The sequence below is a fragment of the Lentzea sp. JNUCC 0626 genome, from assembly GCF_043632865.1.
In the GTDB taxonomy this organism is placed as follows: Bacteria; Actinomycetota; Actinomycetes; order Mycobacteriales; family Pseudonocardiaceae; genus Lentzea.
The window spans coordinates 7,630,788-7,654,999 of the sequence record NZ_CP171635.1 but is presented as its reverse complement, the minus strand read 5'-3'; the positions used below and the strand labels follow the sequence as shown (position 1 = coordinate 7,654,999).

Genomic DNA, 24,212 nt, shown 5'->3' with positions numbered 1-24,212 from the left:
TGCCGCAACGAATCCGCTGCAATGCTGGTCAGCATGGGGACGATCGCGGCGGTGCTCGGCGACATCACTCGACAGCAAGTCGACATCATCGTCACCGCGGCGAACGAGTCGTTGCTCGGCGGCGGCGGGGTGGACGGGGCGATCCACCGCGCGGCGGGGCCCGAGCTCGCGGAGGCGGGCGCGCGGCTGGCTCCGTGCCTGCCGGGCCGGGCGGTGGCGACACCCGCGTTCGACCTCGCGCCGGTCAGGCACGTGATCCACACGGTCGGGCCGGTGTGGGAGGACGGCGAGCAGGGCGAGGACGACGTGCTGGTGAGCTGTTACGTCGAGTCGCTCCTGCTGGCCGAGGAGCTGGAGGCGGGCAGCATCGCGTTCCCGGCCATCGCGACCGGGATCTACGGCTTCCCCGCCGAACGGGCCGCGCACATCGCCGCGATGACCGTCCGGTCGTTGCCGATCATCGACGAGATCCGGCTGGTGGCGTTCGACGAGCAGACCCACGCGTTGCTCCGCGACGCACTGGCCGAGCCCGTCGAGGAGTGGTGCCCGACCTGCGGGGAGAAGGCGATCCCGCTGCTCTTCGGGCGTCCGGTCGAGGAGGCGCGGCAGGCGGCGGACGCGGGTTCGGTGGCGCTGGGCGGCTGTCTGCTCCCCGAGGACGGGACCGAACCGCGGTGGCAGTGCCCGCGTCAGCACCGGTGGGGCGAGAGCCGACGTGACCAACGTCGCAGCCAGGTTGCCCTGCACGACGCGATCGCGGTCACTCTCGGTGAAGATCACGGCAGGTCAGTGCCGTAACCTGAAGGGCGTGTCCGTTCCCTCCACGCTGAAGATCGGCCCGTTCGCCGTCGACCCGCCCGTCGTGCTGGCCCCCATGGCCGGCATCACGAACGTGGCGTTCCGGCAGCTGTGCCGTCAGTACGGGGCCGGGCTCTACGTCTGCGAGATGATCACTGCGCGTGCCCTGGTCGAGCGCGATCCCATGACCATGCACATGATCACGTTCGACGAGGGCGAGAGCCCGCGGTCCATGCAGCTCTACGGCGTGGACCCGAAGAACGTCGGCGAGGCCACGAAGATGATCGTGGACGAGAACCTCGCCGACCACATGGACATGAACTTCGGCTGTCCCGTCCCCAAGGTCACCCGCAAGGGCGGTGGGGCGGCGCTGCCGTACAAGCGCGAGCTGTTCCGGCAGATCGTGCGGTCCGCGGTGCGCAACGCCGGGGACATGCCGGTCACCGTCAAGTTCCGCATCGGCATCGACGACGAGCACCTGACCTACCTCGACGCCGGGCGCATCGCCGCGGACGAGGGTGCGCAGGCGGTGGCCCTGCACGCGCGCACGGCGTCGCAGCGGTACTCCGGCAAGGCCGACTGGACGGCCATCGCCCGGCTCAAGGAAGCCGTCACGAGCGTTCCGGTGCTGGGCAACGGCGACATCTTCAGCGCCCAGGACGCGCTCGACATGGTCGCGCGGACCGGGTGCGACGGCGTGGTCGTCGGGCGCGGGTGTCTCGGCAGGCCGTGGCTCTTCCGGGACCTGCAGGCGGCGTTCCGCGGCGAGCCCGTCCCGGAGGGACCGTCGCTCGGCGAGGTCGCCGAGGTGCTCAGGACGCACGCGCGGTTGCTCGCGGCGCACGACGGCGAGCACAAGGGTCTGCGGGACCTGCGCAAGCACATGGCCTGGTACTGGCACGGGTTCCCGGTCGGCGGCGACACGCGGCGGGCGTTCGCGATGGTGTCGAGCCTGCAGGAGCTGGACGACCTCATCGGCACGCTCGACGGGGACGTGCCGTTCCCGGCGAACGCCGAGGGGCCGCGCGGCAGGCAGGGATCGTCGGCGAAGGTCGTGCTGCCGGAGGGCTGGCTGGACGACCCCGAGGACGCCACGGTGCCGTCCGGTGCGGACGTGATGCATTCCGGTGGCTGAGCGGATCGCGGTCCTGTTAACCGCGCTCGTGCTCCTCACGGGCTGCGGTGGTCCGGTCGCGGGCACGGCCCGGCCGGTCCAGCTCACCGAAGATCACCGCGCCAAGTTCAAGGACTACTACGCGCGCCTCAACAAGGCGGGCACGGAGAGCGCGTCCAAGCAGGCTGACCTGCTCAAGCAGACGCAGCACCCGGACTTCCGGAAGAAGACCTGCGACCTGCGCGGCGCCACGATCGAGGTCGACCCGACGTGGACGACGCTGCGCGCGGACGCCGACTGGGCGCCTCCCGGCGAGAAGGCTCATCCACGCGGGGACGTCTACATCGTCGCCGTCACGATCACCCTGCGCCGCGAGGACCAGACCATCGGCAGCCAGATCGGATCGATGCACGTGGTGCTGCTCGACGACGAGGTGTACGGGTTCGCGCCCTGCCTCGGTGGCTGAACGGGTTGTTGATCTTCCAAGCTCACTGGATCGGAGCAGCTGACGGTCAACCGGACGGGGGAAATCAGGCCCCCACGCGTCCTTCTAGCTCAAGCGCCGCCTCTCAGGAGACGACACCTGGCAGGTAAGGAGGTGACCGCGATGACCGCGCTTCAGCCAGAAACCGCCCCGACCCAGCCCGACGTCAGCGTCGACGCGCAGGGTTCCGGCCTGGTGGGCGTGCACGAGTCCATCGCGACGTTGCTCGCCTCCCGCGGTCAGTGGCGCCAGGCGTACCAGCACCTGCGTTCCGCGCTCGACCTCGTCCACGCGGACCAGGCTGAGGAGCCGCACGTCCCGGAACAGCTGCGCCGCGAGGTCGAGTTGCTGCGCCGGGAGCACGCCGAGGCACGCGAGCAGAGCCTGCGCGACAGCCTCACCGACTCCTACAACCGCCGTTACCTCGACCAACGGCTGATGGACCTGCTGGCCGAACACGGAGCGTGCCGGCACGGGCTCGCCATCGCCCTGATCGACCTCGACTGGTTCAAGCAGGTCAACGACACCTTCGGCCACCTCCTGGGTGACCGCGTGCTGCAACGCGTGGTGGAACTGCTCCAGCAGGGCCTGCCGGAGGGCGCCTTCTGCGCCCGCTACGGCGGCGAGGAGTTCGTGCTCGTGCTGCCCCGCGTGGACGCCTCCAGCTCCGTGGAGATCGTCGAGGCCGCCCGCGAACGTGTCGAGCGTCACGCGTGGCAGGACGTCGCTCCGGGGCTGCGCGTGACCGTCAGCGCGGGCCTCGCCTACGAGCCGCCCGCGCACGAGGCGCCGGAGCGGCCCGCCGTGAGCGCCGAACAACAACTGCTGCGCGCCGACAGCCTCCTGTACACGGCCAAGCAGTCCGGACGCAACGCGGTGGCGTACCGTGCCGATGGACGGGTTCGCCTCGCGGGTGCTGCTTCTGGCAGGCGCGCGATCGCTGAAACACGTGTTCTCGGTTACTACTGAGTGACCTGGCTCACCCGTTCAGGGCAAGCGGACTGCGCGTAATCGCGTACAGATCGCAGTCGTATCACCCGGAGTGGTCGTCAGAACTCGGCTACATCCGTAGTATCGCGGGCGCAACTGACACGCCGGTGATGCAACCCTTGTGTCCCGGTCGTCGTCACTTCGTAATGACGAACCGCTTTTGCTTCTGACCCAGAAGGGAGATTGGGTGCCCGACGACCCCCGACGTGGCGGCCCCTCTTCCCGCGGTGATCAGGATCCCCAGCACGACCAGCCGACCGGCCGTAGACGTCGCTCGATGGATGGCTCTGGGGGCCTGAGCGTCTCGGACCTCATCGAGCAGCACAGCAGGACGAACATCCCCCGACCCGTCCCGCCAGGCTCGCCCGAACCCACGACAGGCAGGCGTGCCCTGCCGGAACCGCCCGCGACGACCGGCAGGCGCGCCCTGCCCGACCCGCCGGCGCAGCAGCCACAGGCACCACAACCGCAGGTCCAGCAGCCTCAGGCGCCGCGGCAGCAGCCACCCGCGGCTCACCGGCCAGGTGAGCAGACGGGTACGCGCCCGCGTCCTGAACAGCCGGGACCGCAGAACTTCACCGGCGAGCAGACCGGCAGGCGACGCAGGGCCGACGCGCCCGCGGAGCCGAACGGTGCGCCGCAGCCGAACGGCGCGCAGCAGTCCCGTCCGAGGCCTGATCAGACGGGTCCGCGGCCGAGGCCCGCGCAGAATCCGGCACAGAACCCGGAACAAAGCGGCGCCTATCGGGTCAATCCGGAACAAAGCGGCGCCTATCGGGTCAATCCGGAACAAAGCGGTGCTTATCGCGTTCCCGGTGAGCAGACCGGGCCACGGCCGCGGCCGGACGCGACGGGCATGCAACGCCGCCCGCTGCCGCCGAACGGGGCTCCCCCGAACGGTGTTCAGCCGAAGAGCGCTCCGCCGAACGGTGCGCCCCAGAACGCCGCGCAAAACGGTGCTCCCCAAAATGGTGCTCCGCCGCGGCGAATGCCTCCCGCCGACGCTCCGTCCCAGAACGGCATCCCGCGCCCGCCGGCTCCCGGCGACCCGCGGCGGATGCCCCCTGGCGACGCGCCGTCGTCGAACGGCATCCCGCGCCGTCCCGCGCCGAACGGCGTGCCGGAGGCGGGCATGCCGACCGGCACCGTGCGCAGGCCCGACGGGCCTCCGCCGCGCCGGATCGCTCCGGGCGACGCGCCGTCCCAGAACGGCATCCCGCGTCCACCCGTGCCGAGCGACGCCCAGGGCCCCAACGGCCTCAAGCGCCCGCCCGCACCCGGTGAGCAGAACGCCCCCGGCGGCCTCCAGCGTCCCCCCGCGCCGGGAGGGACGCCGGAAGGCCCCGCAGCCGGTGCACCTCGCCGCCTCCTGCCAGGCGACGCACCGTCTTCGACCAGCATTCCGCGCCCGCCCGCCCCAGGCGAGGGGCCGGAAACGGGCCGTCGCCCCATGCCTCCGAACGGAGACGTGACGGGCAGGCAGCCGATGCCGTCGCGCGCGGAGTCGAGCGGTCCCCGGCCGATGCCCCCGCGGGCGGAGTCCAGCGGACCTCGCCCGGCACCCGGTGGTGCTCTCGCCAACCGGCTCGGCGCGGCGGACCCCGCCGACGAGCCGCAGGCCGACGCACCCGGTCCCGAGGCCACGCAGATCACCTCGGCCGCCGGTGTGGCCAAGGTCGAGAAGCGCGAAGACATGGACCCGCTGAGCCTCACCACCGAGATGGAGGCCATCGGCGACGACGTGAAGAAGCGCCGCGAGGTGGACCACACCCTCGCGCGGTTCTCCGCGGTGCACGACGAACTGCTCGAGCAGGAGCGCCAGCGCAAGGAACGACGCGCGAAGCTCATGCCGTGGGTCAAGGAAGACGAAGACGGCCTGGAGGTCGACGAGGCGACTCAGTTCGCCGAGCCGGTCGCCGTCGGTGAGACGGAGGGCGCGCCGCGGGCGACCGGGCGCACTCCCCAGCAGCGCAAGATGATGCGCACCGCGCGGATCGGCGCGATCGCCGCCGCCGCCGTGGTGTTCGCGTCGACGGGCGTGGGCTGGGCCGCGATGAAGTGGGCCGACTCCAAGATCCAGCGGATCGACGCGCTCGGCGGCAACTCGCAGGCCGTGCAGCAGGCGGAGAAGCAGCTCGGTGACGAGAACTTCCTGCTGGTCGGCTCGGACACGCGGGCCGGTGCGAAGGCGGGCGACAACGTCGGCACCCAGGCCCAGGAGGGTGGCGCGCGGTCGGACGTGATCATGCTCGCGCACATCCCCAAGGACCGTAAGCGCATGGTCATCGTGTCGTTGCCGCGCGACGTGCGGGTCGATCGGCCCGCGTGCCGTCAGTACAACCCGGACAACGCGCAGTACGCGGGCCCGTTGGACCCGGCGAAGGACGTCATGGCGAACTCCGTCTACAACGACGGTGGTCCCGAGTGCGTCGCGAACATGATGACGCAGCTGACCGGCCTCAAGATCAACCACTTCGTCAGCATCGACTTCGTGGGCTTCCGCGAGATGTCGACGGCGATCGGCGGCGTGGAGATCTGTTCGCCCACGCCGATCATCGACGACGAACTCGGTGTCGTGCTGGACAAGGCGGGCAAGTACACGCTCAAGGGCGACCAGGCGTTGTCCTACGTGCGGGCCCGCAAGGTGCAGGCCAAGGGCGACGGCGGCACGGACTTCGACCGGATCAAGCGACAGCAGGGTTTCCTGTCGGCGATGCTGCGTCAGGCGTTGTCGAACGAGGTGCTGCTGAGCCCGACGAAGCTCAACAACTTCATCAACGCGCTCACGAAGTCCACGGTCGGCGACAACATCGACGTCGCTTCACTGCTGGAACTCGCGAACTCGTTGCAGAGCCTCGACGCCGGCCGCGTGTCGTTCGTGACGATGCCGCACTGGACCGACGAGGGCCCGACGAAGTCGAACGACGACAACATCGAGCGCCTCCAGATGGACGACATCAAGACGTTGTTCCAGACGATCATCGACGGAACGCCGCTGCCGCAGGAGAAGGCGGCCGAACCGAAGCCCGGGGAGAACAACGCTCCTCCCGCGCAGCAGCCCGGCACCGTGGTGGACCCGAAGGAGGTCAGCATCCAGGTGCTCAACGGCGACTCGAGCAACGGCGGCGCGGCCGCCAGCACCTCGAACGCCCTGCAACAGCAGGGTTTCAAGGTCGTCCGCCAGGGCAACGCACCGGAGCAGGCACCGAAGACGATCATCAGGTACTCGAAGGGCAACGAGAACAAGGCGGCGACGCTCAAGGCCTCCGTGCCCATCGCGGAACTGGTCGAGGCGCCCGAGATGGGCGGCGCGGTCCAGCTGGTGATCGGGGCCAACTTCGACGAGAAGATCGGGCCACCCAAGCCGGGTAACCAGGGCACTCCGCAGGGACAAGCCCAAGGTCAGACAGGCAGTGATCTGTCCATTGTGAACGCGGCACAGGACCCCTGCGCGGCGAAGTGATTCGCCTGGGGTTCACCTGCGGTTCATGCTGGCATGTCGCTGCCGCGATGGTCGGGACGTAGGCTGAGCGCCATGCGCGAGGCCTACCACGACTCTCTAGAAGAGCTCGCCGAACGACTGGCCGACATGACCGGCATGGTCGCCGAGGCGATGCAGAACGCGACTGCGGCACTGCTGCAGGCCGATCTCGGCCTGGCGGAGCAGGTGATCAGCGGCGACCAGAAGGTCGACGACGTCCGCTCCAGCATCGAGGAGCAGTCGTACGCACTGCTCGCACTCCAGGCACCGGTCGCGACCGACCTGCGCACCGTGCTCGCGGTGATCCACGCCGCGGAAAGCGTCGAGCGCATGGGCGACCTGGCCCTGCACGTGGCGAAGGCCGCGCGGCGCCGGCACCCGGCGTCGGCGCTGCCCGACGACGTGAAGCCGTACTTCGAGGAGATGGGCCGCATCGCGGTCAAGCTCGCGAGCGAGGCCGCGGAGATCATCCGCGACAAGGACGTCGACCGCGCGCGCAACCTCGAGGACGAGGACGACGCGATGGACGACATCCACCGCCACCTGTTCTCCGTGATCATGGACAAGGAGTGGCAGCACGGTGTCGCGGCGGCCGTCGACGTGACGCTGCTCGGCCGCTTCTACGAGCGCTACGGCGACCACGCCGTGTCGGTCGCCAAGCGCACGGTGTTCGTCGTCACCGGCCGGATGCCCGGCTACGGCAACGACGACAACCTCTAATTCCAAGTACTAGCGAAACTGCCCATCGCGTTCGGCGACCAGCTCCGGATCGGCGTAAGCCTCGGAGAACTCGGCGAGCACGGTGGGCAGTTCTTCGTCCCACTCCGCCCGCGCCTCGTCGCGCGGCAGGTCCCGCACGTCGACGGTGAAGTACGCCCACGCCCGCACGAGCTGGGGCATCAGCGCCAGGTCCGCCTCGGACACGTGCAGCTTCGCGGCCACGTTGAGGATCAGCACGGCGGTCAGCGACGCCGGCCCGTAGACGACGGGATCCCGGTTCTGGTCCACCGCAGCGGAAACGACGACCCGCGCGAACGCCCGCGCCGCCTCGACGTCCTCGATTCCGTGCTCTGAAGCCAGGAACGCGGACACGACCTCGTCCGTCCTTTCCGGACCGATGACGGGAATCGCGTACTCGCTGGGCACCAGCGCGCTCACCCGCGCGTCGGCGAGGGCGATGAGCTGCACGGGGTGCCGCACGTCCTCGTCGCCCATGAGGCCTTCCTCGGCCTCCTCGTCCGGGCCGTCCTCCCAGAACTGCTCGACGTCCGGCCACACGCGGTCGTAGACGTCGGTCGCGCTGAGCGGCGTGATCTCGTTGCGGAACGCCTCAGGCGTGGAGGCGATCATGTCCTCCAGCAACGCCACGGTGCCCTCGTCCGGCGTGGAGAAGAGTTCGATCGCGGTGGCCCCGAGCACCGGCTGGCGCATGAACAGCACGGTCTCGCCGACGCCCGCGCGCTCCTGGGTGATCGCGATGACCTCCACGTCCCCCAGCAGGTTCGTGACGAGGAACGCGTCGCGGAAGTCCGGCACGACGCCCGGCACGTACCAGGACGGCTCGGCGACTCCGCGCCCGGCAACGGTTTCCGCGGCGGCGAAGGCCTCGGCGCGGTGTTCGGCGGAGCCCACGCCCGCGAGCGCGCGCAGTGCGGTGAGCGCCGCCGGGTCGTCCATCGCCCGCAGCGCGTCGACCATCGGCTCGTGGCCCGCGCCCGCGAGCCAGAGGGTGGCGTACAGCTCGCTCGCCCAGGCGTCCGCGAGCAGCCAGGACTCGGAACGCACAGCGGCCGCCGACTCGAGGAGCGCCCCGTACGGGGACTGCTGCTCGGGCCGACGGCCGGGTGCCTTGCCTTGCTTCTTCTTGCGCGACTTGCTTTGCGGGCTCACCCGCAGCAATTTAGTCCACCGCGCGTGTTTAGCCGAACCGGCCGGAGATGTAGTCCTCGGTGGCCTTCTGGCTCGGGTTGGAGAAGATCTTCTCCGTGTCGTCCACCTCGATCAGCTGTCCGGGCTGACCGACACCCAGCAGGTTGAAGAACGCGGTCTGGTCCGACACACGCGCGGCCTGCTGCATGTTGTGAGTCACGATGACGATCGTGTACTCCTTCTTCAGCTCCGTGATCAGGTCCTCGATCGCCAGCGTGGAGATCGGGTCCAGGGCCGAGCAGGGCTCGTCCATCAGCAGGACGTCCGGCTGCACCGCGATGGCACGCGCGATACACAGACGCTGCTGCTGACCACCGGAGAGGCCACCGCCCGGCTTCTCGAGCCGGTCCTTGACCTCGTTCCAGAGGTTGGCGCCGCGCAACGAGCGCTCCGCCACCTCGTCGAGCTTCTTCTTGTCCTTCAGGCCCGCGAGCTTCAGGCCCGCCACCACGTTGTCGCGAATGGACATCGTGGGGAACGGGTTGGGGCGCTGGAAGACCATGCCGATGGTGCGGCGCACCTCGACCGGGTCCACAGTGGACGTGTAGATGTCCTCGCCGTCCAGCAGCACCTTGCCCTCGACGCGGGCGCCGGGCGCGACCTCGTGCATGCGGTTCAGCGAACGCAGCACGGTCGACTTGCCGCAACCCGAGGGGCCGATGAACGCCGTGACGTTCTTCGGCGGCACCGCGAGCGAGACGTTCTCTACGGCGTGGAACTTGCCGTAGAAGAGGTTCAGGTCCTTGATGTCGAGTCGCTTGGCCATGTCCGCCCGCTCACTTCGTCTTCGGCGCCAGCGCCCGCGAGATCACGGTCGCCAGGAGGTTGAACAGGGTGATGAGGACGACGAGGGTGATCGCCGCGCCCCAGATGCGCTCGAAACCCGCCTGCGTCGGGTTGTTGCGCTCGTTCACCATCATCAACGGCAGTGAGGCCATCGGGCCGTCGAAGAGGTTGTAGTTGATGAACGGCGCGTACGCGGCGAGCACCAGCACCGGTGCGGTCTCGCCCATGACGCGGGCGAGGGCCAGCATGATGCCGGTCAGGATGCCGGAGAGCGCGGTCGGGATGACGATCTTGACGATCGTCTTCCACTTGGGGATGCCCAGCGCGTACGAGGCCTCGCGCAGCTCGTCCGGGACGATCTTGAGCATCTCCTCGGTCGTGCGCACGATGACCGGCACCATCAGCAGCACCAGGGCGAGCGACACGGCGAGCGCACTGCGGCCGAGACCGAAGTACGTGATCCACACGGTGTAGACGAACAGCGCCGCGACGATCGACGGGACACCGGTGAGGATGTCGACCATGAACGTCGTGGACTTCGCCAGCTTCGAGCGGCCGCCGTACTCGACGAGGTAGATGGCGATCATGATGCCGATCGGCACCGAGATCACGGCGCAGACGAGGCCCTGGACCAGCGTTCCGTAGATCGCGTGGTACGCGCCGCCGCCCTGCTGGCGGGCCAGCAGACCGGACATCGACTTCTGCCACCAGTCACCGTCGAGGATGACCGGGAAGCCGCGCTGGATGACGGTGTAGAGCACCCACACCAGCGGGATGATCGCGATCAGGAACGCGCCCCACACGAGTGCGGTGGCGAGACCGTTCTTGATCTGGCGCGAGGTGCTGACCTTCTGGAACGTCGGCGGCGTCGCGAGGCGCTGGGGGTCCGCGAGATTGGTGCTCACTCGTACTCCTTGTGGCCGGCGACGATCGAGCGCGCGATGGCGTTCACGACGAAGGTCAGCACGAACAGCACCAGACCGGCGGCGATGTAGGCACCTGCCGAGCGCGGGTCGTTGAACTCGGGTGCGGCCAGGGCGATCTTCGAGGCGAACGTCGACCCACCGTCGAACAGCGACCAGCCGAACGCGCTGGTGGCGGTGCTCAGGATGATCGCGACGGCGATGGTCTCACCCAGCGCGCGGCCGAGGCCGAGCATCGAGGCACTGACGTAACCGGCCTTGCCGAACGGCAGGACGGTCGTGCGGACGACCTCCCACTTGGTCGCGCCGAGCGCGATCGCACCCTCGATGTGCATCGTGGGCGTGCGCTCGAAGACCTCGCGGCTGACGGCCGTGATGATCGGCAGGATCATCACCGCGACGACGATGCCCGCGGTGAAGATGGTGCCGCCCAGCTGGACGTTCACGTTGCCCTTGGCGAACAGCGGGAACCAGCCGAGGTTCTCGATCAGCCACTCGGAGAACGGGAAGAGCACCGGACCGAGCACGAAGAGGCCCCACAGACCGAAGACGATCGAGGGGACCGCGGCGAGCAGGTCGACCACGTACGCGAACGGCCGGGCGAGGTTGCGCGGCGCGTACTGCGTGAGGAACAACGCGATGCCCAGCGCGATCGGCATGGCGATCAGCAGGGCGAGCAGTGCGACGACGACCGTGACGAGCGTCAGGTCGAGGATGCCGAACCGCAGGTTGGTGGGGTCGGTGGTGTTCCACTCGCGGCTGGTCAGGAAGTTGACGTTGTCCAGCCCGAGCGACGGGATCGCCTGCAGGATCAGGAACAGGCCGATCGCGCCGATGAGGACGACGATGAAGACACCGGATCCCGTCGCGAGGCCGCGGAAGATGCGGTCGCCAGGGCGGACGTGAGGTGCCTTGGTGGTAGCTGAAGCTTCCGGTGTCGGGGGAATCGGAGCCTCCGAGGCGTGGGGAGCAGCCGCGACGCCCCGCTCGGTCCCGGTGTCACCGGAACCGGCGGGGCGCTTGGCCACGACGGGATCTTTCATCGCGTCTGTGTGTCAGCCGAAGTCTCGCATCAACCTCAGGCGATCGCCTTCACGGCGGTCAGGATCTTGTCCTGGAACGCCTTGGGCAGCGGCACGTAGCCGGCCTCGGCGAGCTGGGACTGACCCGTGGTCGCGGCAACCGTGAGGAACGCCTTGACGGCCTTCGCGGTGTCGGCGTCGTAGCCCTTCGAGCACACGATCTCGTAGGTCGCGAGCAGCAGCGGGTACGCACCGGCGGCCTTGGTGCCGTAGATCGAGTCGAGGTCGAGCACGAGGTCGTTGCCCTGGCCCTTGACCTTGGCCTCGTCGATGGCCTTGCCGGCCGACTCGGCGGTCAGCTCGACGGCGCCGGCACCGGCGTCGATCTTGGCGATCGAGAGCTTGTTGTCCTGCGCGAAGGACCACTCGACGTAGGTGATCGCACCGTCGATGGAGCCGACGGCCTGCGCGACACCGGCGGACTTCTCCTTGCCCTCGCCGACACCGCCCTTGAACTGCTTGCCGTCACCCTTGGTCCAGCCACCGGCGACCTTGAGGTACTTCTGGAAGTTGTCGGTGGTGCCCGACTCGTCTGAGCGGTAGATGACCGCGATGTCCTTGTCCGGCAGGGTCGCGGAGCCGTTCAGCGCCTTGATGGCCGGGTCGTTCCACTTCTTGACCGCACCGGAGAAGATCGCGGCGGTGGTCTTGGCGTCCAGCACGAGGCTGTCCACACCGGAGACCTTGTAGCCGACGGCGACGGGGCCGAAGACCAGCGGCAGGTTCCAGGCCGGGTTCTCCTTGCAGCGCTTGGCGGCGTCCGTGGTCTCGGCGCCCTCCTTGAGCGCGGAGTCGGAGCCACCGAAGTCGACCTGACCGGCGTTGAAGTTCTTCACGCCCGCGCCGGAGCCGGACGGGTTGTACGCCACGTTCACACCGGGGCAGGCGGCCTGGTAGGCCTGCACGAACGCGTCGACCGCGTTCTTCTGCGCGGAGGAACCCTCGGCGTTGAGGTTGGTCTTGCCACCGCACTCGACGGGCGCCGCGGCAGCGTTCGACGCGGCGTTGTCACCACCCGCCGGAGCGTTGTTGTCACTGCCACATGCACCGAGCAGCAGCGCGCTGGCCGCGACGAGGCCGAGCACGGCACCGTGCCGCTGGATCTTCACCTTGGTCCTCCACCTTGCGGGAAGCAATAGCGAGTCGCGACGGGCGTCGCCGCTCGCTACGGAAGGTAGGTAGCCAGAGTGGACAACCCACCTAGACAAGGTGAACGAGAGGTGAACACAGGACGGGAAGTGACGGGTCACACGGCCGAATGAGTGACTGCGTGACCTGGGCGTATGCGTTTTGTGACGGTCCGTTGACTACCGGGCGTACTGGACGTCGGCATCCCAAAGGGTGAAGCCGAGCTTCGTGTACACGCGCACAGCGGCCGTGTTGTCCGACTCGACGTAGAGCATCACTTCCTTGACGCCCTGTTCCCGCAGGTGCCGCAGACCCGCCAGCGTCAGCGCCTTGCCGAGGCCACCGCCCTGGCGGTCCGGGTCGACGCCCACCACGTAGACCTCGCCGAGCTGCGGCGTGTGCACCTTGGTCCAGTGGAAGCCCGCCAGCCGGTCGTCGGCGTCGACCGCGAGCAGGAAGCCCCCGGCGTCGAACCAGTCCTCTTCCTCCTTGGCCTGGACGTCCTCGACCGACATCGCGCCCTGCTCGGGGTGCCAGTCGAACGCGCGGTGGTTCACGTAGACGACCGCGGCCTCGTCCTGACCCGGCACGAACGGGCGAATGGTGATGCCCTCGGGCAGGGTGGGCTCCGGCAGGTCGTTCTCGACGCGCAACCGCATCCGCAGCAGTTCGCGCACCTTGCGGAAGCCCAGCTTCTGCGCGAGCTTCTCGGCGTCGGGGTGACCGCCGTGCGCCCAGATCCGCAGCGTCTCCTGCGGCAGCGCGTTGACCAGCGCCGCGCCCACGCCCTGATGGCGGTGCTTCGGGTGCACGGCCAGTTCGGCGACCTTGTTGCCCGCCGAGTCGCCGATCAGGTCGACGTGCGCGTACCCGGCGAGTTCGCCGTTCAGGTGCGCGAGCAGGTGCCGGCTGCCGGTAGCGCCGGGACGCATCCGCAGTCGCACGGCCTCGCCGACCGGCGGCACGCCGTCAGTGCTCTCGGCGGCCTGCAACAGCCCCGTCACCTCGGCGGCCTGCTCGGCCGTCAGCTCCTCGAACCAGCTCAGTTGCGCCACACAGGCGAACCTACCGCGCGATCAAACGCTCATCCAGAACACGGGCGGAGTCGTCGATCTCCACCTCGCTGACCTCGGGACGACGCGACGAACCGGGACGCGGCGGGCGGACGAACTTGTAGCCCACGTTGCGGACCGTGCCGATGAGCGCCTCGTGCTCGGGGCCGAGCTTCGCGCGCAGCCGTCGCACGTGGACGTCGACCGTGCGGGTGCCGCCGAAGAAGTCGTAGCCCCAGACCTCCTGCAGCAGCTGCGCGCGGGTGAAGACCCGGCCCGCGTGCTGCGCGAGGTACTTGAGCAGCTCGAACTCCTTGTAGGTGAGGTCGAGCGGACGGCCCTTGAGCCGCGCGGTGTAGGTGGCCTCGTCGATGACCAGGTCGCCGAGCTGGATCGCGCCGTCACCACCGGGCACGGCCGTGCCGCGACGCGAGCGGACCAGCCGCAGCCGCGCGTCGACCTCGGCGGGGCCGGAGTTCGGCAGCAGGATCTCGTCGACCGACCAGTCGGAGTTGACCGCGACCAGACCACCCTCGGTGACGACGGCCACGACGGGCACGTCCACGCCGGACGAGTCGAGCAGGCGGCACAGCGAGCGCGCGCCGACGAGGTCGGTGCGGGCGTCGATCAACACGATGTCGTGGGGTCCGGCTTCGAGGAGCGCGGAGACCTCGGGACGCAGCGGGCGAACCGCGTGCGGCAGCAGAGCCAGCGCGGGAAGCACGGCCTCCGGGTCCGGGTCTGTCGTCAGCAGAAGCACGTCGATGCTCATCGCGGCGCCCTCCAAATCGGCCGTGGTCGGTCACCCTCGACCAGACCAGCGGCGTACGGTGACCGGGCCCCGTTGCCTGCGGATGACGGAGAGACTACCGGTGCCGGTCGAGAAAGTCCCAGGTCAAGAAGCCGTGCTCACATTTGTTTCCACAGGCGTCATCCCTGTTACATCGACGTCACACGACGGGGTGTCGCTGCAGGGCGTCCACTACAAGAGTGAAAGCGACCTCGCTTTCGTTGTGGGGCACGGGTTCACGAACAACGTGCGGCGCCCGTACGTGGCCCGGGTTCTGGCCCGACTGGCTCGCAACGCCGGCGTCGTCGCGTTGGACTTCCGCGGCCACGGACGGTCCGGCGGGCGCTCCACGGTCGGTGCCGACGAGGTCCACGACATCGAGGCGGGCGTCCGCCTGGCCCGTTCGCTCGGTTACTCCAAGATCGCCACCGTCGGGTTCTCGATGGGCGCGTCGATCGTGCTGCGGCACGCGGCGCTGGGGGAGACGAGGCCCGACGCGGTCGTGTCGGTGAGCGGCCCGGCCCGCTGGTGGTCGCGCGAGACCGCTCCCATGCGGCGGGTGCACTGGCTGCTCGAACAACCCCACGGCAAGCTCGCCGCGCGGGCGATGGGGGTTCGGCTCGGCGACAGCTGGGTACAGCCGCCGGAGAGTCCGCTGGAGGTGGTCGGGCGCATCACACCGACCCCACTGCTGATCGTGCACGGTGACCTGGACCACTATTTCTCCGTGGACCACGCCACGTCGCTGCACCGCGCGTCTTCCGGACATGCCGAGTTGTGGATCGAACCCGGCATGCGGCACGCCGAATCGGCCGCGACTCCTGACCTGGTAGACCGGATGGCGGCATGGATCGCCGTTAACGTCGAGGACGAGGAATGACTGCCCAGACCCCTGCACGGCCGCGAAAGAAGAAGTCCCGGCGCGGGAAGTTCCTCATCGTCACGCTGATCGTGCTCGCCGTGCTGCTGGTGGCGGCCGACTTCGCGCTCGCCGCGGCGGGCGAGTACCAGATCGCCCAGCGGATGCGGGAGAAGCTCCAGCTCAACGAGGACCCTTCGGTGCGCATCAACGGGTTCCCGTTCGCACTGCAGGCGTTGCGCGGCGACTACCAGCACGTCGAGATCCGCGCGTCCGGCGTGCCCGTCAAGGACGAGCAGCAGGGCGTCGACCTGCGCGACCTGGACGTCGAGGCCGACCTGTTGCACACCCGCGTGGAACTCGCGGACCTGCTGGCGGGCAACGTCTCCAAGGCGACGATCGACACCGTGAAGGGCAGCGTGCGGATCAAGGCGCTGGACCTGAACCGGCTCGCGAACCAGGTGACGCCGTTCGACAAGCTCTCGATCGAGCCGGACAACCGCGTCGCCACGCCCACCCAGACCGACCCCGCGGCCCCCAAGACCACGGCCGCGATCAAGCTCTCCGGCGAGACGAACGTGGCCGGCAAGGTCGTGTCGCTCACCGCGTACGGGCAGATCGCGCTGGTCAGCGGTGCCATCCAGATCAACATCGACGACATCGAGCTGAACGACGCGTCGTTGAAGCAGATCATCCCGCAGCTGCGCCAGGCCCTCGCGATCAAGATCGACCCGGGCACGTTGCCGTTCGGTGCCGTGCCCACGGCCGTCGAGGTGGAGAGCGGTTCGTTCAAGCTGTCCGGCCAGATCGCGGATGTACCGTTGGTCCAACGATGACAGGTGTGTGGGCGCTGCTGGGCGCGCTGGCCGTGGCCGGTGCGATCGGTGTGCTGCTCAAGGTCCGCGAGGGCCGCATCTCTTCTTCGAAGGCTTCCGCTGTTCCCGACCTGCCCGCTCCCGTGCGCGACCTGCTGGTCACGCCGGGGGTGACGCTGGTGCAGCTCTCCACGACGTTCTGCGCGCCGTGCCGCCACGCGAAGGTGATCTTGCGCGACCTCGCCGACCGCACCGACGGCCTGACCCACGCCGAACTCGACGTCACGAACCTCCCGGACGTGGCCGCGTCGCTCGGCGTCATGCGCACCCCCACGACGCTGGCCCTGACGGCCGACGGCACCGAGGTGTTGCGAGTCGGCGGCGTGCCGAAACGGGACACGTTGCTCGACGCGCTGCGCCCGCATTTGCCCTAATCCGATCGGGTAGACCTGCGTTGTTCCACCAGATGGACATACCTCCCGCACCGAGGGATTGAGGGCTACCCTCGCTGCCATGACCATGCTGCTCACGAAGCGACGCGCGGTTGATCTGTGCCGCGTGCGCAGCAGCCTGTGTCGCACGACGAGCTGATTGGGCTGCTTGACGCCCAACAGCTACCTCTGCCGGACTGATTTCCACTCGTCCGCTTGCCCGGAGGTCGTCGTGTCCAAAGACTCCCCTGTAGACCCGCGCGGACCGCGCTTCTCCGCCTGGATGACCACCGTCATCCTCGCGACCGTGTTGCTCACCGGCTGGTGGCGTCTCCTCGCCGCCCAGACGGTGCTCTTCGCGATGTGCGCGTTCATCTCGTTGAAGTTGAACCCGTGGGGTCACGTCTACCGCTACGCGATCCAGCCCCGCCTGACCCCGACCACCGAACGCGAGGAAGCCGCCCCGCTGCGGTTCGCGCAAGGCGTCGGCTTCGTCTTCGCTCTGATCGGCACCCTCGGTTACGCCACGGGCCTCACCACGCTCGGCATGGTGGCAACCGGTTTCGCACTGGTGGCAGCGCTTCTGAACGCCGCGCTGGGCCTGTGCCTCGGGTGCGAGATGTACCTCGTGCTGCGCAGGTACGTGCCTGCCCTCGCTCGACCGCAATGACGACACGCACTACTAACAGGAGCAACTTCCCATGAGCCGTGAGAACGTGCTGGTCTCGGCCGCCTGGTCCGAGGAGAACCTCCAGGCGCCCGGCGTCGTGTTCGCGGAGGTCGACGAGGACACCACCGCGTACGAAGGCGGCCACATCCCGGGCGCCGTGCGCATCGACTGGAAGACCGAACTCCAGGACCCGGTCCGCCGCGACTTCATCGACCGCGAGGGCTTCGAGAAGCTGCTCTCGGCCAAGGGCATCTCCAACGACGACACCGTCATCCTCTACGGCGGCAACAACAACTGGTTCGCGGCCTACGCGTACTGGTACTTCAAGCTCTACGGCCACACCAACGTCAAGCTCCTCGACGGCGGCCGCAAGAAGTGGGAGCTCGACGGCCGCCCGCTGGACAAGGAAGAGGTCGTCCGTTCCGCGACCTCCTACTCCGCCCAGGAGCAGGACCTCTCGATCCGCGCGTTCCGCGACGAGGTCGTGGACGCCATCGGCAACAAGAACCTCGTCGACGTCCGCTCCCCCGACGAGTTCTCCGGCAAGCTGCTGGCCCCGGCCCACCTCCCGCAGGAGCAGGCGCAGCGAGGCGGCCACATCCCGTCCGCGGTGAACGTCCCGTGGTCCAAGGCGGCCAACGAGGACGGCACCTTCAAGTCGGACGACGAACTGCGCGCCCTCTACGCCGAGGCGGGCTTCGACGGCAGCCGCAAGACCATCGCCTACTGCCGCATCGGCGAGCGCTCCTCGCACACCTGGTTCGCCCTGCGCGAGCTGCTCGGCCACGAAGACGTCAAGAACTACGACGGTTCTTGGACGGAGTACGGCTCGCTGATCGGCGTGCCGATCGAACTCGGTTCCGGCAAGGAGGCCTGATCATCATGACCAACGGCTGCGGCGCCCCCGCACAGGGCGGCACGATCGAGGCCTCCACGACAGAAACCGTGCTGGAAGGCAAGGTCCTGTCCTCCGGCACCCCCGTGGGTGGCGCGTTCGTGCGCCTGCTGGACTCCACCGGCGAGTTCACCGCCGAGGTCGTGACCTCGCCGGAGGGCGACTTCCGCTTCTTCGCCGCGCCGGGCAGCTGGACGGTCCGCGCGCTGCACCGCACGGGCAACGGCCAGGCCGACGTGTCGGCCTCCGGTCCCGGCGTGCACGCGGTGGAGATCGCGGTCGCCTAGACCTGGTTGGTATGGCGAAGGCCCCGGCGGTGACACACCGCTGGGGCCTTCCGCATGCCGGGGCGAAGCCGAAGGCGAGCCCGACCGAGCGCAAGCATCGGGCAGGCCAGACGGCACTGCGATGCCGAAGGCGAGCCGTCTTTCCCATGCGCTCCGGGTGGGGTGGCTTCGTCACGAGTCGTGCCATAGCTCTTGCTGCATGCAGGTAGGGGTGTCAACTCGACACGCTTTTCGTCGAGTTGACACCCCTACCTGCATGTGGCCCGCTCTTGGCTCGACTCGTGACGAAGCCACCCCACCAACGCAACCAAACTACGAAACCGCAAGCCGCCCAACACAAACAGGCGTGCCATCAACCCGCGAACGGCGCTGGCCCCGGCTTTTGATCAGATTGGCGGGGTCCGGGGCGGAGCCCCGCGCACGAAAACGCAACAGAACGCCCGCAACCCGCCCACCTACGGACTCACAAACCGCCAGCCGCCAACGCAACAGGGGGACGGCCTACGAAACCCGCGCGCCCCCGTTCCGCCCCGTCACCCGGTGTCGTCCACCACCACAACCCTGCACGTCAACCCACCCGAGATATCCTCTCCCCGTGGAACACATCTTCACCGGACTCCTGGTGCTAGTGACGGTCGCCGTTATGTGGTTCGCCGGCTACGTCGTCTACCGCCTCTACTCCGACCAGCGATGAGCAGCGGCGACGAGGCCATCCGCCTGGCCGAGGAACGCGCAGCCGCCACGAGGGAACGCAACCTCCCGCAGTTCGCCGACATGCCCATCCCGGGCGACACGGCGAACCTGAGAGAGGGCGCGGACCTGAACGACGCGCTGCTGGGCGTCCTCCCCCTGGTGGGTGTCTGGCGAGGCGAGGGCGAGATCGTCTACCCGACGATCGAGGGCCCGTTCCGCTTCGGCCAGCAGATCACGTTCGCCCACGACGGCCGACCGTTCCTCGTCTACGAGGCACGGTCCTGGCTGCTCAACGAGGCAGGCGAGGTCATCCGCCCGGCCGCCCGCGAGCAGGGCTTCTGGCGGCCGCAGCCGGACGACTCGATCGAACTGCTGCTGACGCACAACACGGGCGTCGTGGAGCTGTACTACGGCAACGTGCGCACGCAGACGTCGTGGGAGTTCGAGACGGATGCCGTCATCCGCTCGGCCACGGCCAAGGAGGTCAAGGCCGCGAAGCGCCTGTACGGCGTGGTGAACGGCGACCTCGCCTACGTGGAAGAACGCGCCATGGTCGGCCAGGACATGCAGCCGCACGCTTCGGCACACCTCAAGCGCATCGTCGGCTAGTTCTCTCAGATCGTTCAACGATCCGACAAACGGATCGTTGAACGATCTGAGCTGCGGCGGGACGGGCTCCAGCACAGCGAGGCGGAGCGACAAGACACGCCGCACCCGCGCCATGAGGGCTGATTGCGGGACTGCCGGGCTACGGGACCGCCGGGGCTACGGGGCTGCCGGGGCCACGAGCGGCGAGACGAGGCCTGCCGCGCCCTGATGCCGCTACCGACGCCGACCCTCAGCGGCCGGATAGCCAGATTGTTGAACAATCCGCGTGTCGGATTGTTCAACAATCCCACGATTCCCCGTAGCATGGGTGCATGCTTCTGCGGCGCTGCGGAACCGACGCCCTCCTCGTCGAGGTCGACTCCCTGAGCGAGGTGGCGGCCGTCCGCGCGGCCCTCCAACACCTGGACGGCATCGAGGAACTGGTCCCGGCCGCACGAACAGTCCTGGTCAAGGGCGCGCTGAACGAGGTCAGAACCATCCTGAAAACCGTCGACCTCAAGAACGTCCCGCACACCACCCCGCGCGAGATCACCATCCCGGTCATCTACGACGGCCCCGACCTCGACCTGGTGGCCGAGACCGCCGGCACCACCCCGGACGACGTCGTCAAGCAGCACACCGCCGCCACCTACGAGGTCGCGTTCTGCGGCTTCGCCCCGGGCTTCGCCTACCTCACCGGCCTCCCGCACCCCCTCCAGCAACCGAGGCTCGACTCACCGAGGACCAAGGTGCCGCAGGGCGCCGTAGGCATCGCCGGCGAGTTCACCGCGGCCTACCCGAGGTCGACACCGGGCGGCTGGCGGCTCATCGGCCGCACCGAGATCACGCTGTTCGACGCCAAAGCCGAAACCCCGGCCCTCATGCAGCCAGGCGACCAGGTCAGGTTCGTGATCGCATGAGCAAGAGCACGAGCGAGAGCACGACCACCCGAACCATCACCATCCTCAAGACCGGCCCCCAGGCCCTCGTCCAAGACCTCGGCAGGCCGGGCCACGCCCACCTCGGCGTGCCACCGTCCGGCGCTCTGGACCAACAAAGCCTCAAGCTCGCCAACCGCCTAGTCGGCAACGAGGAAGGCGCCGCCGGACTGGAACTCCTCCTGGGCGGCGCGGAACTCAGGGCCGACGCACCCTGCACGATCGCGGTCACCGGACCGAGCACAGAAGTGCACATCGACGGCAGGCTCAAGGACTCGCACCAGCCTCTGCAACTCGACCCCGGCCAGACGATCCACATCGGCACGCCGAGCACCGGGCTGCGCACGTACGTCGCCATCTCCGGCGGCATCGAGACGGAGGCAGAACTGGGCAGCAGGTCCACCGACCTGCTCAGCGGAATCGGTCCAGACCCGTTGCAGGACAACGACGTCCTACAACTTGGGACGCCCGAAGAGCCCAATCACGCCGATGTCGTGCCACCGACCCGAGCACTGCAAACGTTGGTCATCCCGATCAGGCTCGGGCCGAGGGACGACTGGTTCGAGGACGCCGAAACCCAGCTGCGGCAAGGCGTGTGGACGGTGTCGGACCGCAGCAACCGGGTCGGCGCGAGGCTCAACGGCACCAAGCTGAATCGTCGTGACGGGGAGATTCCCAGCGAAGGGATGATCACCGGCGCGGTGCAGGTGCCGCCGGACGGGCAGCCCGTGGTGTTCCTGAACGATCATCCGACGACGGGCGGCTACCCCGTCATCGGTGTCGTCGACCACGACCACCTGGGCTTTCTCGGGCAGGCGCGGCCCGGGACGACCATCCGGTTCAAGCCCGTCGAGTGACCACCAGACCCATTGACGACAGTGGTCCAGACCAAATACCGTAACGTCCAGGCCGCCGCGGAATCTCTACCAAACTGGAGTTCCGCATGCGCCGAATCCCTGCCCTGCTAACAAGTCTGGTCGCGCTCCTCGCGTTGGCGGTCCCTGCACAGGCCGACACGGGCATCACCGCGACCTTCTCGCGTTCCGGTACGACGGGCAAGTTCGTGGTCGCCAACGCGAGCGCCGCCGCGCTCAACGGGTGGTCGGTCAAGTTCGACCTGCCCGCCGGGGTGACCGCGAGCAACCCGCAGAACGCGACGATCACCCAGAACGGCACGAGAGTGACGCTCACTCCTGCCTTCTACATCAACAACCTGCCGGCCGGACGCAACACCGAGCCGTACAGCCCCACGTTCACGATGACCCAGGCGGTGGACCCGACCGCCTGCACCATCAACAACATGGCCTGCGACGGCAGCGGCACCGCGCCGCCACCTCCGACCGGGTTGACCGCCGAGTACTCGGTCGCGTCGGGCAGCGCCAAGTTCGTCGTGCGAAACCACGGCAGCGCGGCGGTCAGCGACTGGTCGATCCAGTTCACGCTGCCCAACGGCGTGACGGTGAGCAACGGCCAGAACGGCACGGTCGCGCAGAACGGCAACCAGGTCACCGTGACCCCCGCCTTCTACAACAAGACCATCAACCCCGGTGCGAGCACTGAGCCGTACAGCCCGACGTTCGCCATCAGTCAGAACGTCGACCCGGTGACGTGCCGCATCAGCAACGCCAACTGCGACGGCAGCGCGGACACTCCGCCGACCGCGCCGACGAACCTGACGTCGCCGAGCAAGACCACGCGCACGGTCAGCCTGCAGTGGAACGCCTCGACCTCGGGCTCCCTGCCCGTCGCGAACTACGACGTCTACAGCGGCACCAACGTCGTGGGCACCTCCACCACCACGTCCACGATCGTCACCGGCCTGAACCCGAACACCGCGTACACGTTCACGGTGCGGGCCAAGGACTCCAAGGGCACGCAAAGCCCGGCGAGCACGGCGATCACCGTCACCACCAACAACCCCGCCGACGACACGACGCCGCCGACCGCACCGGGCAACCTGCGGGCGACGGCCAAGGACGCGGGCAGCGTCACGTTGGCGTGGAACGCCTCCACGGACAACAGGGGCGTCGCGAACTACGACGTCTACGTCGGCAGCACGCTGAAGACCACCGTCGTCGGCACCACCGCGGTGATCGCAGGCCTCTCGCCGTCGACCAACTACACGTTCACCGTCAGGGCAAGGGACATCTACGACAACGTGTCGGCCCCGAGCAACGCGTTGAACGAACGCACCGGTGACATCGTCGGCGGTTACGCCCGTGTCGGGTACTTCGTGCAGTGGGGCATCTACGGACGCCAGTACTTCGTGAAGGACATGGACGCCGCGAAGATGACGCACGTCAACTACGCGTTCGGCAACATCGACCCGGTCAACCTGACGTGTCTGCACGGCGTCACGAAGGGCACGAGCCCCAACCCGCAGGACCCGAACCAGGGTGACGGCGCGGGTGACGCGGAAGCCGACTACAGCAGGCCGATGAGCGCGGCGCAGTCCGTCGACGGCGTGGCGGACAGCGGCTGGGAACCGTTGCGCGGCAACTACAACCAGCTCAAGAAGCTCAAGGCCCGCCACCCGAACCTCAAGGTGCTGATCTCGCTCGGCGGGTGGACGTACTCCAAGTACTTCTCCGACGTGGCGGCGACGGACGCGGCGCGCAAGAAGTTCGTGGCGTCGTGCATCGACATCTACCTCAAGGGAAACCTGCCCGTCTACAACGGCGCGGGCGGCCCCGGCACGGCGGCGAACATCTTCGACGGCTTCGACCTCGACTGGGAGTGGCCGGGCGCGGAAGGCCACGCCGGCAACCACTTCGGGCCGCAGGACAAGGTCAACAACACCCTGTTGATCGAGGAGTTCCGCCGGCAGATGGACGCCTACAGCACCACGACCGGCAAGCGCTACCAGCTCACCGCGTTCACCCCGGCCGACCCCGGCAAGATCGACGCCGGCTGGGAACTCGGGCGGGTCGCGCAGTCGATGGACATCTTCAACGTCCAGGGCTACGACTTCCACGGCTCCGGCAGCGACAACTCGTGGGAGCCGAACCGGACCGGCCACCAGGGCAACCTCTACCCGGACCCGGACGACCCGTACACCACCAAGTTCAGCGTCGAGAGCACCGTGCAGGCCTACCTCGACGCGGGCGTGCCGTCCCGCAAGATCACGCTCGGGCTCGCGTTCTACGGACGTGGCTGGCAGAACGTGGCCAACGGCGGCAAGAACGGCGAGTGGCAGACCGCAGGAGGTGCGGCTCCCGGTCAGTTCCCCGAGGAGTCGGGCACACGCGGGTACGCCAACCTGATCGCGTCCGTGCCGAACTGCACCGTCTACCACGACGAGGTGGCGGTCGCGACGTCCTGCTACACCGGCAACCAGTGGTGGACCTTCGACGACGCCTGGTCGATCCAGAAGAAGACCGCGTGGCTCAAGTCGAAGAACCTGCTGGGCGCGATGTTCTGGGAGATGTCCGGTGACCGCGGCCCGTTGATGGCCGCGGTCGACGCGGGTCTCCGCTAGA

24 protein-coding genes are annotated in these 24,212 nt (G+C 68.5%); 17 read left to right on the top strand and 7 right to left on the bottom strand.

Going from position 1 to position 24,212, the window contains the following annotated elements:
- Positions 1 to 33 precede the first annotated feature (33 nt).
- From JNUCC0626_RS35345 to phoU, 6 genes are all read left to right on the top strand, one after another.
- Positions 34 to 798, top strand: coding sequence for a macro domain-containing protein (locus tag JNUCC0626_RS35345; protein ID WP_394615067.1), 765 nt, complete (start codon positions 34 to 36; stop codon positions 796 to 798).
- 10 nt (positions 799 to 808) lie between these two features.
- A complete protein-coding gene (gene dusB / locus JNUCC0626_RS35340; protein WP_394615066.1) occupies positions 809 to 1,933 on the top strand; it encodes a tRNA dihydrouridine synthase DusB in 1,125 nt (374 codons plus the stop codon).
- 28 nt (positions 1,934 to 1,961) lie between these two features.
- Positions 1,962 to 2,378, top strand: a complete 417-nt coding sequence (locus JNUCC0626_RS35335) for a hypothetical protein (protein WP_394615065.1) — start codon at positions 1,962 to 1,964, stop codon at positions 2,376 to 2,378.
- 141 nt (positions 2,379 to 2,519) lie between these two features.
- Complete coding sequence (locus JNUCC0626_RS35330; RefSeq protein ID WP_394615064.1) at positions 2,520 to 3,365, top strand: GGDEF domain-containing protein; 846 nt, start codon at positions 2,520 to 2,522, stop codon at positions 3,363 to 3,365.
- A 1,009-nt stretch (positions 3,366 to 4,374) separates the two neighbouring features.
- Positions 4,375 to 6,849, top strand: a complete 2,475-nt coding sequence (locus tag JNUCC0626_RS35325; protein WP_394615063.1) for an LCP family protein — start codon at positions 4,375 to 4,377, stop codon at positions 6,847 to 6,849.
- Between the two features lie 72 nt (positions 6,850 to 6,921).
- A complete protein-coding gene (phoU, locus tag JNUCC0626_RS35320; protein WP_394615062.1) occupies positions 6,922 to 7,587 on the top strand; it encodes a phosphate signaling complex protein PhoU in 666 nt (221 codons plus the stop codon).
- A 9-nt stretch (positions 7,588 to 7,596) separates the two neighbouring features.
- On the opposite strand, the gene JNUCC0626_RS35315 is transcribed toward phoU, so the two are convergent.
- The 7 genes from JNUCC0626_RS35315 to JNUCC0626_RS35285 form a co-directional block, all read right to left on the bottom strand.
- Positions 7,597 to 8,757 (bottom strand): hypothetical protein, encoded by a 1,161-nt coding sequence (locus JNUCC0626_RS35315; protein ID WP_394615061.1) that lies wholly within the window; start codon positions 8,755 to 8,757, stop codon positions 7,597 to 7,599.
- 28 nt (positions 8,758 to 8,785) lie between these two features.
- A complete protein-coding gene (gene pstB, locus JNUCC0626_RS35310; protein ID WP_394615060.1) occupies positions 8,786 to 9,562 on the bottom strand; it encodes a phosphate ABC transporter ATP-binding protein PstB in 777 nt (258 codons plus the stop codon).
- Positions 9,563 to 9,572: 10 nt separating this feature from the next.
- The gene (pstA, locus tag JNUCC0626_RS35305; protein ID WP_394615059.1) at positions 9,573 to 10,487 is read right to left on the bottom strand and encodes a phosphate ABC transporter permease PstA; all 915 of its coding nucleotides are present in this window, start codon (positions 10,485 to 10,487) and stop codon (positions 9,573 to 9,575) included.
- Positions 10,484 to 11,548, bottom strand: a complete 1,065-nt coding sequence (gene pstC / locus JNUCC0626_RS35300) for a phosphate ABC transporter permease subunit PstC (protein WP_394615058.1) — start codon at positions 11,546 to 11,548, stop codon at positions 10,484 to 10,486. The genes pstA and pstC overlap by 4 nt, the downstream gene beginning before the upstream one ends.
- 35 nt (positions 11,549 to 11,583) lie before the next feature.
- On the bottom strand, positions 11,584 to 12,696 hold the full coding sequence (gene pstS / locus JNUCC0626_RS35295) for a phosphate ABC transporter substrate-binding protein PstS (protein ID WP_394615057.1): 1,113 nt from the start codon (positions 12,694 to 12,696) through the stop codon (positions 11,584 to 11,586).
- A 198-nt stretch (positions 12,697 to 12,894) separates the two neighbouring features.
- On the bottom strand, positions 12,895 to 13,770 hold the full coding sequence (gene mshD, locus JNUCC0626_RS35290; RefSeq protein WP_394615056.1) for a mycothiol synthase: 876 nt from the start codon (positions 13,768 to 13,770) through the stop codon (positions 12,895 to 12,897).
- Positions 13,771 to 13,780: 10 nt separating this feature from the next.
- Positions 13,781 to 14,539, bottom strand: a complete 759-nt coding sequence (locus tag JNUCC0626_RS35285; RefSeq protein ID WP_394615055.1) for a winged helix-turn-helix domain-containing protein — start codon at positions 14,537 to 14,539, stop codon at positions 13,781 to 13,783.
- A 241-nt stretch (positions 14,540 to 14,780) separates the two neighbouring features.
- Between JNUCC0626_RS35285 and JNUCC0626_RS35280 the strand changes: the two genes are divergently transcribed.
- The 11 genes from JNUCC0626_RS35280 to JNUCC0626_RS35230 all read left to right on the top strand — a co-directional run bounded on the left by JNUCC0626_RS35280 (position 14,781) and on the right by JNUCC0626_RS35230 (position 24,211).
- On the top strand, positions 14,781 to 15,437 hold the full coding sequence (locus JNUCC0626_RS35280; RefSeq protein WP_394615054.1) for an alpha/beta hydrolase family protein: 657 nt from the start codon (positions 14,781 to 14,783) through the stop codon (positions 15,435 to 15,437).
- Positions 15,434 to 16,252 (top strand): LmeA family phospholipid-binding protein, encoded by an 819-nt coding sequence (locus JNUCC0626_RS35275; RefSeq protein WP_394615053.1) that lies wholly within the window; start codon positions 15,434 to 15,436, stop codon positions 16,250 to 16,252. The genes JNUCC0626_RS35280 and JNUCC0626_RS35275 overlap by 4 nt, the downstream gene beginning before the upstream one ends.
- Complete coding sequence (locus tag JNUCC0626_RS35270) at positions 16,249 to 16,665, top strand: thioredoxin family protein (RefSeq protein ID WP_394615052.1); 417 nt, start codon at positions 16,249 to 16,251, stop codon at positions 16,663 to 16,665. Before JNUCC0626_RS35275 ends, JNUCC0626_RS35270 begins: the two co-directional genes overlap by 4 nt.
- Before the next feature lie 79 nt (positions 16,666 to 16,744).
- On the top strand, positions 16,745 to 16,822 hold the full coding sequence (locus JNUCC0626_RS35265; RefSeq protein ID WP_352235731.1) for a putative leader peptide: 78 nt from the start codon (positions 16,745 to 16,747) through the stop codon (positions 16,820 to 16,822).
- Positions 16,823 to 16,894: 72 nt separating this feature from the next.
- On the top strand, positions 16,895 to 17,332 hold the full coding sequence (locus JNUCC0626_RS35260) for a DUF4395 domain-containing protein (RefSeq protein ID WP_394615051.1): 438 nt from the start codon (positions 16,895 to 16,897) through the stop codon (positions 17,330 to 17,332).
- Positions 17,333 to 17,363: 31 nt separating this feature from the next.
- Positions 17,364 to 18,209 (top strand): sulfurtransferase, encoded by an 846-nt coding sequence (locus JNUCC0626_RS35255; RefSeq protein ID WP_382441562.1) that lies wholly within the window; start codon positions 17,364 to 17,366, stop codon positions 18,207 to 18,209.
- 5 nt (positions 18,210 to 18,214) lie between these two features.
- Positions 18,215 to 18,514: a DUF1416 domain-containing protein gene (locus JNUCC0626_RS35250; RefSeq protein WP_394615050.1), complete on the top strand. Its 300-nt coding sequence runs from the start codon at positions 18,215 to 18,217 to the stop codon at positions 18,512 to 18,514.
- 690 nt (positions 18,515 to 19,204) lie between these two features.
- Positions 19,205 to 19,816, top strand: coding sequence for an FABP family protein (locus JNUCC0626_RS35245; RefSeq protein ID WP_394615049.1), 612 nt, complete (start codon positions 19,205 to 19,207; stop codon positions 19,814 to 19,816).
- Between the two features lie 311 nt (positions 19,817 to 20,127).
- Entirely contained in the window at positions 20,128 to 20,715 is a 588-nt protein-coding gene (gene pxpB, locus JNUCC0626_RS35240) for a 5-oxoprolinase subunit PxpB (RefSeq protein ID WP_394615048.1), read from the top strand.
- Complete coding sequence (locus JNUCC0626_RS35235; protein WP_394615047.1) at positions 20,712 to 21,590, top strand: biotin-dependent carboxyltransferase family protein; 879 nt, start codon at positions 20,712 to 20,714, stop codon at positions 21,588 to 21,590. The genes pxpB and JNUCC0626_RS35235 overlap by 4 nt, the downstream gene beginning before the upstream one ends.
- Before the next feature lie 86 nt (positions 21,591 to 21,676).
- Positions 21,677 to 24,211: a glycosyl hydrolase family 18 protein gene (locus JNUCC0626_RS35230; protein ID WP_394615046.1), complete on the top strand. Its 2,535-nt coding sequence runs from the start codon at positions 21,677 to 21,679 to the stop codon at positions 24,209 to 24,211.
- Position 24,212: the final 1 nt, after the last annotated feature.

Excerpts from the sequence above, each read along its gene's own strand:
- JNUCC0626_RS35345 (WP_394615067.1), top strand. The coding sequence starts at position 34 with ATGGGGACGATCGCGGCGGTGCTCGGCGACATCACTCGACAGCAAGTC.
- JNUCC0626_RS35330 (WP_394615064.1), top strand. The coding sequence starts at position 2,520 with ATGACCGCGCTTCAGCCAGAAACCGCCCCGACCCAGCCCGACGTCAGC.
- JNUCC0626_RS35325 (WP_394615063.1), top strand. The coding sequence starts at position 4,375 with ATGCCTCCCGCCGACGCTCCGTCCCAGAACGGCATCCCGCGCCCGCCG.
- phoU (WP_394615062.1), top strand. The coding sequence starts at position 6,922 with ATGCGCGAGGCCTACCACGACTCTCTAGAAGAGCTCGCCGAACGACTG.
- pstB (WP_394615060.1), bottom strand. The coding sequence starts at position 9,562 with ATGGCCAAGCGACTCGACATCAAGGACCTGAACCTCTTCTACGGCAAG.
- pstC (WP_394615058.1), bottom strand. The coding sequence starts at position 11,548 with ATGAAAGATCCCGTCGTGGCCAAGCGCCCCGCCGGTTCCGGTGACACC.
- JNUCC0626_RS35285 (WP_394615055.1), bottom strand. The coding sequence starts at position 14,539 with ATGAGCATCGACGTGCTTCTGCTGACGACAGACCCGGACCCGGAGGCC.
- JNUCC0626_RS35275 (WP_394615053.1), top strand. The coding sequence starts at position 15,434 with ATGACTGCCCAGACCCCTGCACGGCCGCGAAAGAAGAAGTCCCGGCGC.
- JNUCC0626_RS35270 (WP_394615052.1), top strand. The coding sequence starts at position 16,249 with ATGACAGGTGTGTGGGCGCTGCTGGGCGCGCTGGCCGTGGCCGGTGCG.
- JNUCC0626_RS35265 (WP_352235731.1), top strand. The coding sequence starts at position 16,745 with ATGACCATGCTGCTCACGAAGCGACGCGCGGTTGATCTGTGCCGCGTG.
- JNUCC0626_RS35255 (WP_382441562.1), top strand. The coding sequence starts at position 17,364 with ATGAGCCGTGAGAACGTGCTGGTCTCGGCCGCCTGGTCCGAGGAGAAC.
- JNUCC0626_RS35250 (WP_394615050.1), top strand. The coding sequence starts at position 18,215 with ATGACCAACGGCTGCGGCGCCCCCGCACAGGGCGGCACGATCGAGGCC.
- JNUCC0626_RS35245 (WP_394615049.1), top strand. The coding sequence starts at position 19,205 with ATGAGCAGCGGCGACGAGGCCATCCGCCTGGCCGAGGAACGCGCAGCC.
- pxpB (WP_394615048.1), top strand. The coding sequence starts at position 20,128 with ATGCTTCTGCGGCGCTGCGGAACCGACGCCCTCCTCGTCGAGGTCGAC.
- JNUCC0626_RS35235 (WP_394615047.1), top strand. The coding sequence starts at position 20,712 with ATGAGCAAGAGCACGAGCGAGAGCACGACCACCCGAACCATCACCATC.
- JNUCC0626_RS35230 (WP_394615046.1), top strand. The coding sequence starts at position 21,677 with ATGCGCCGAATCCCTGCCCTGCTAACAAGTCTGGTCGCGCTCCTCGCG.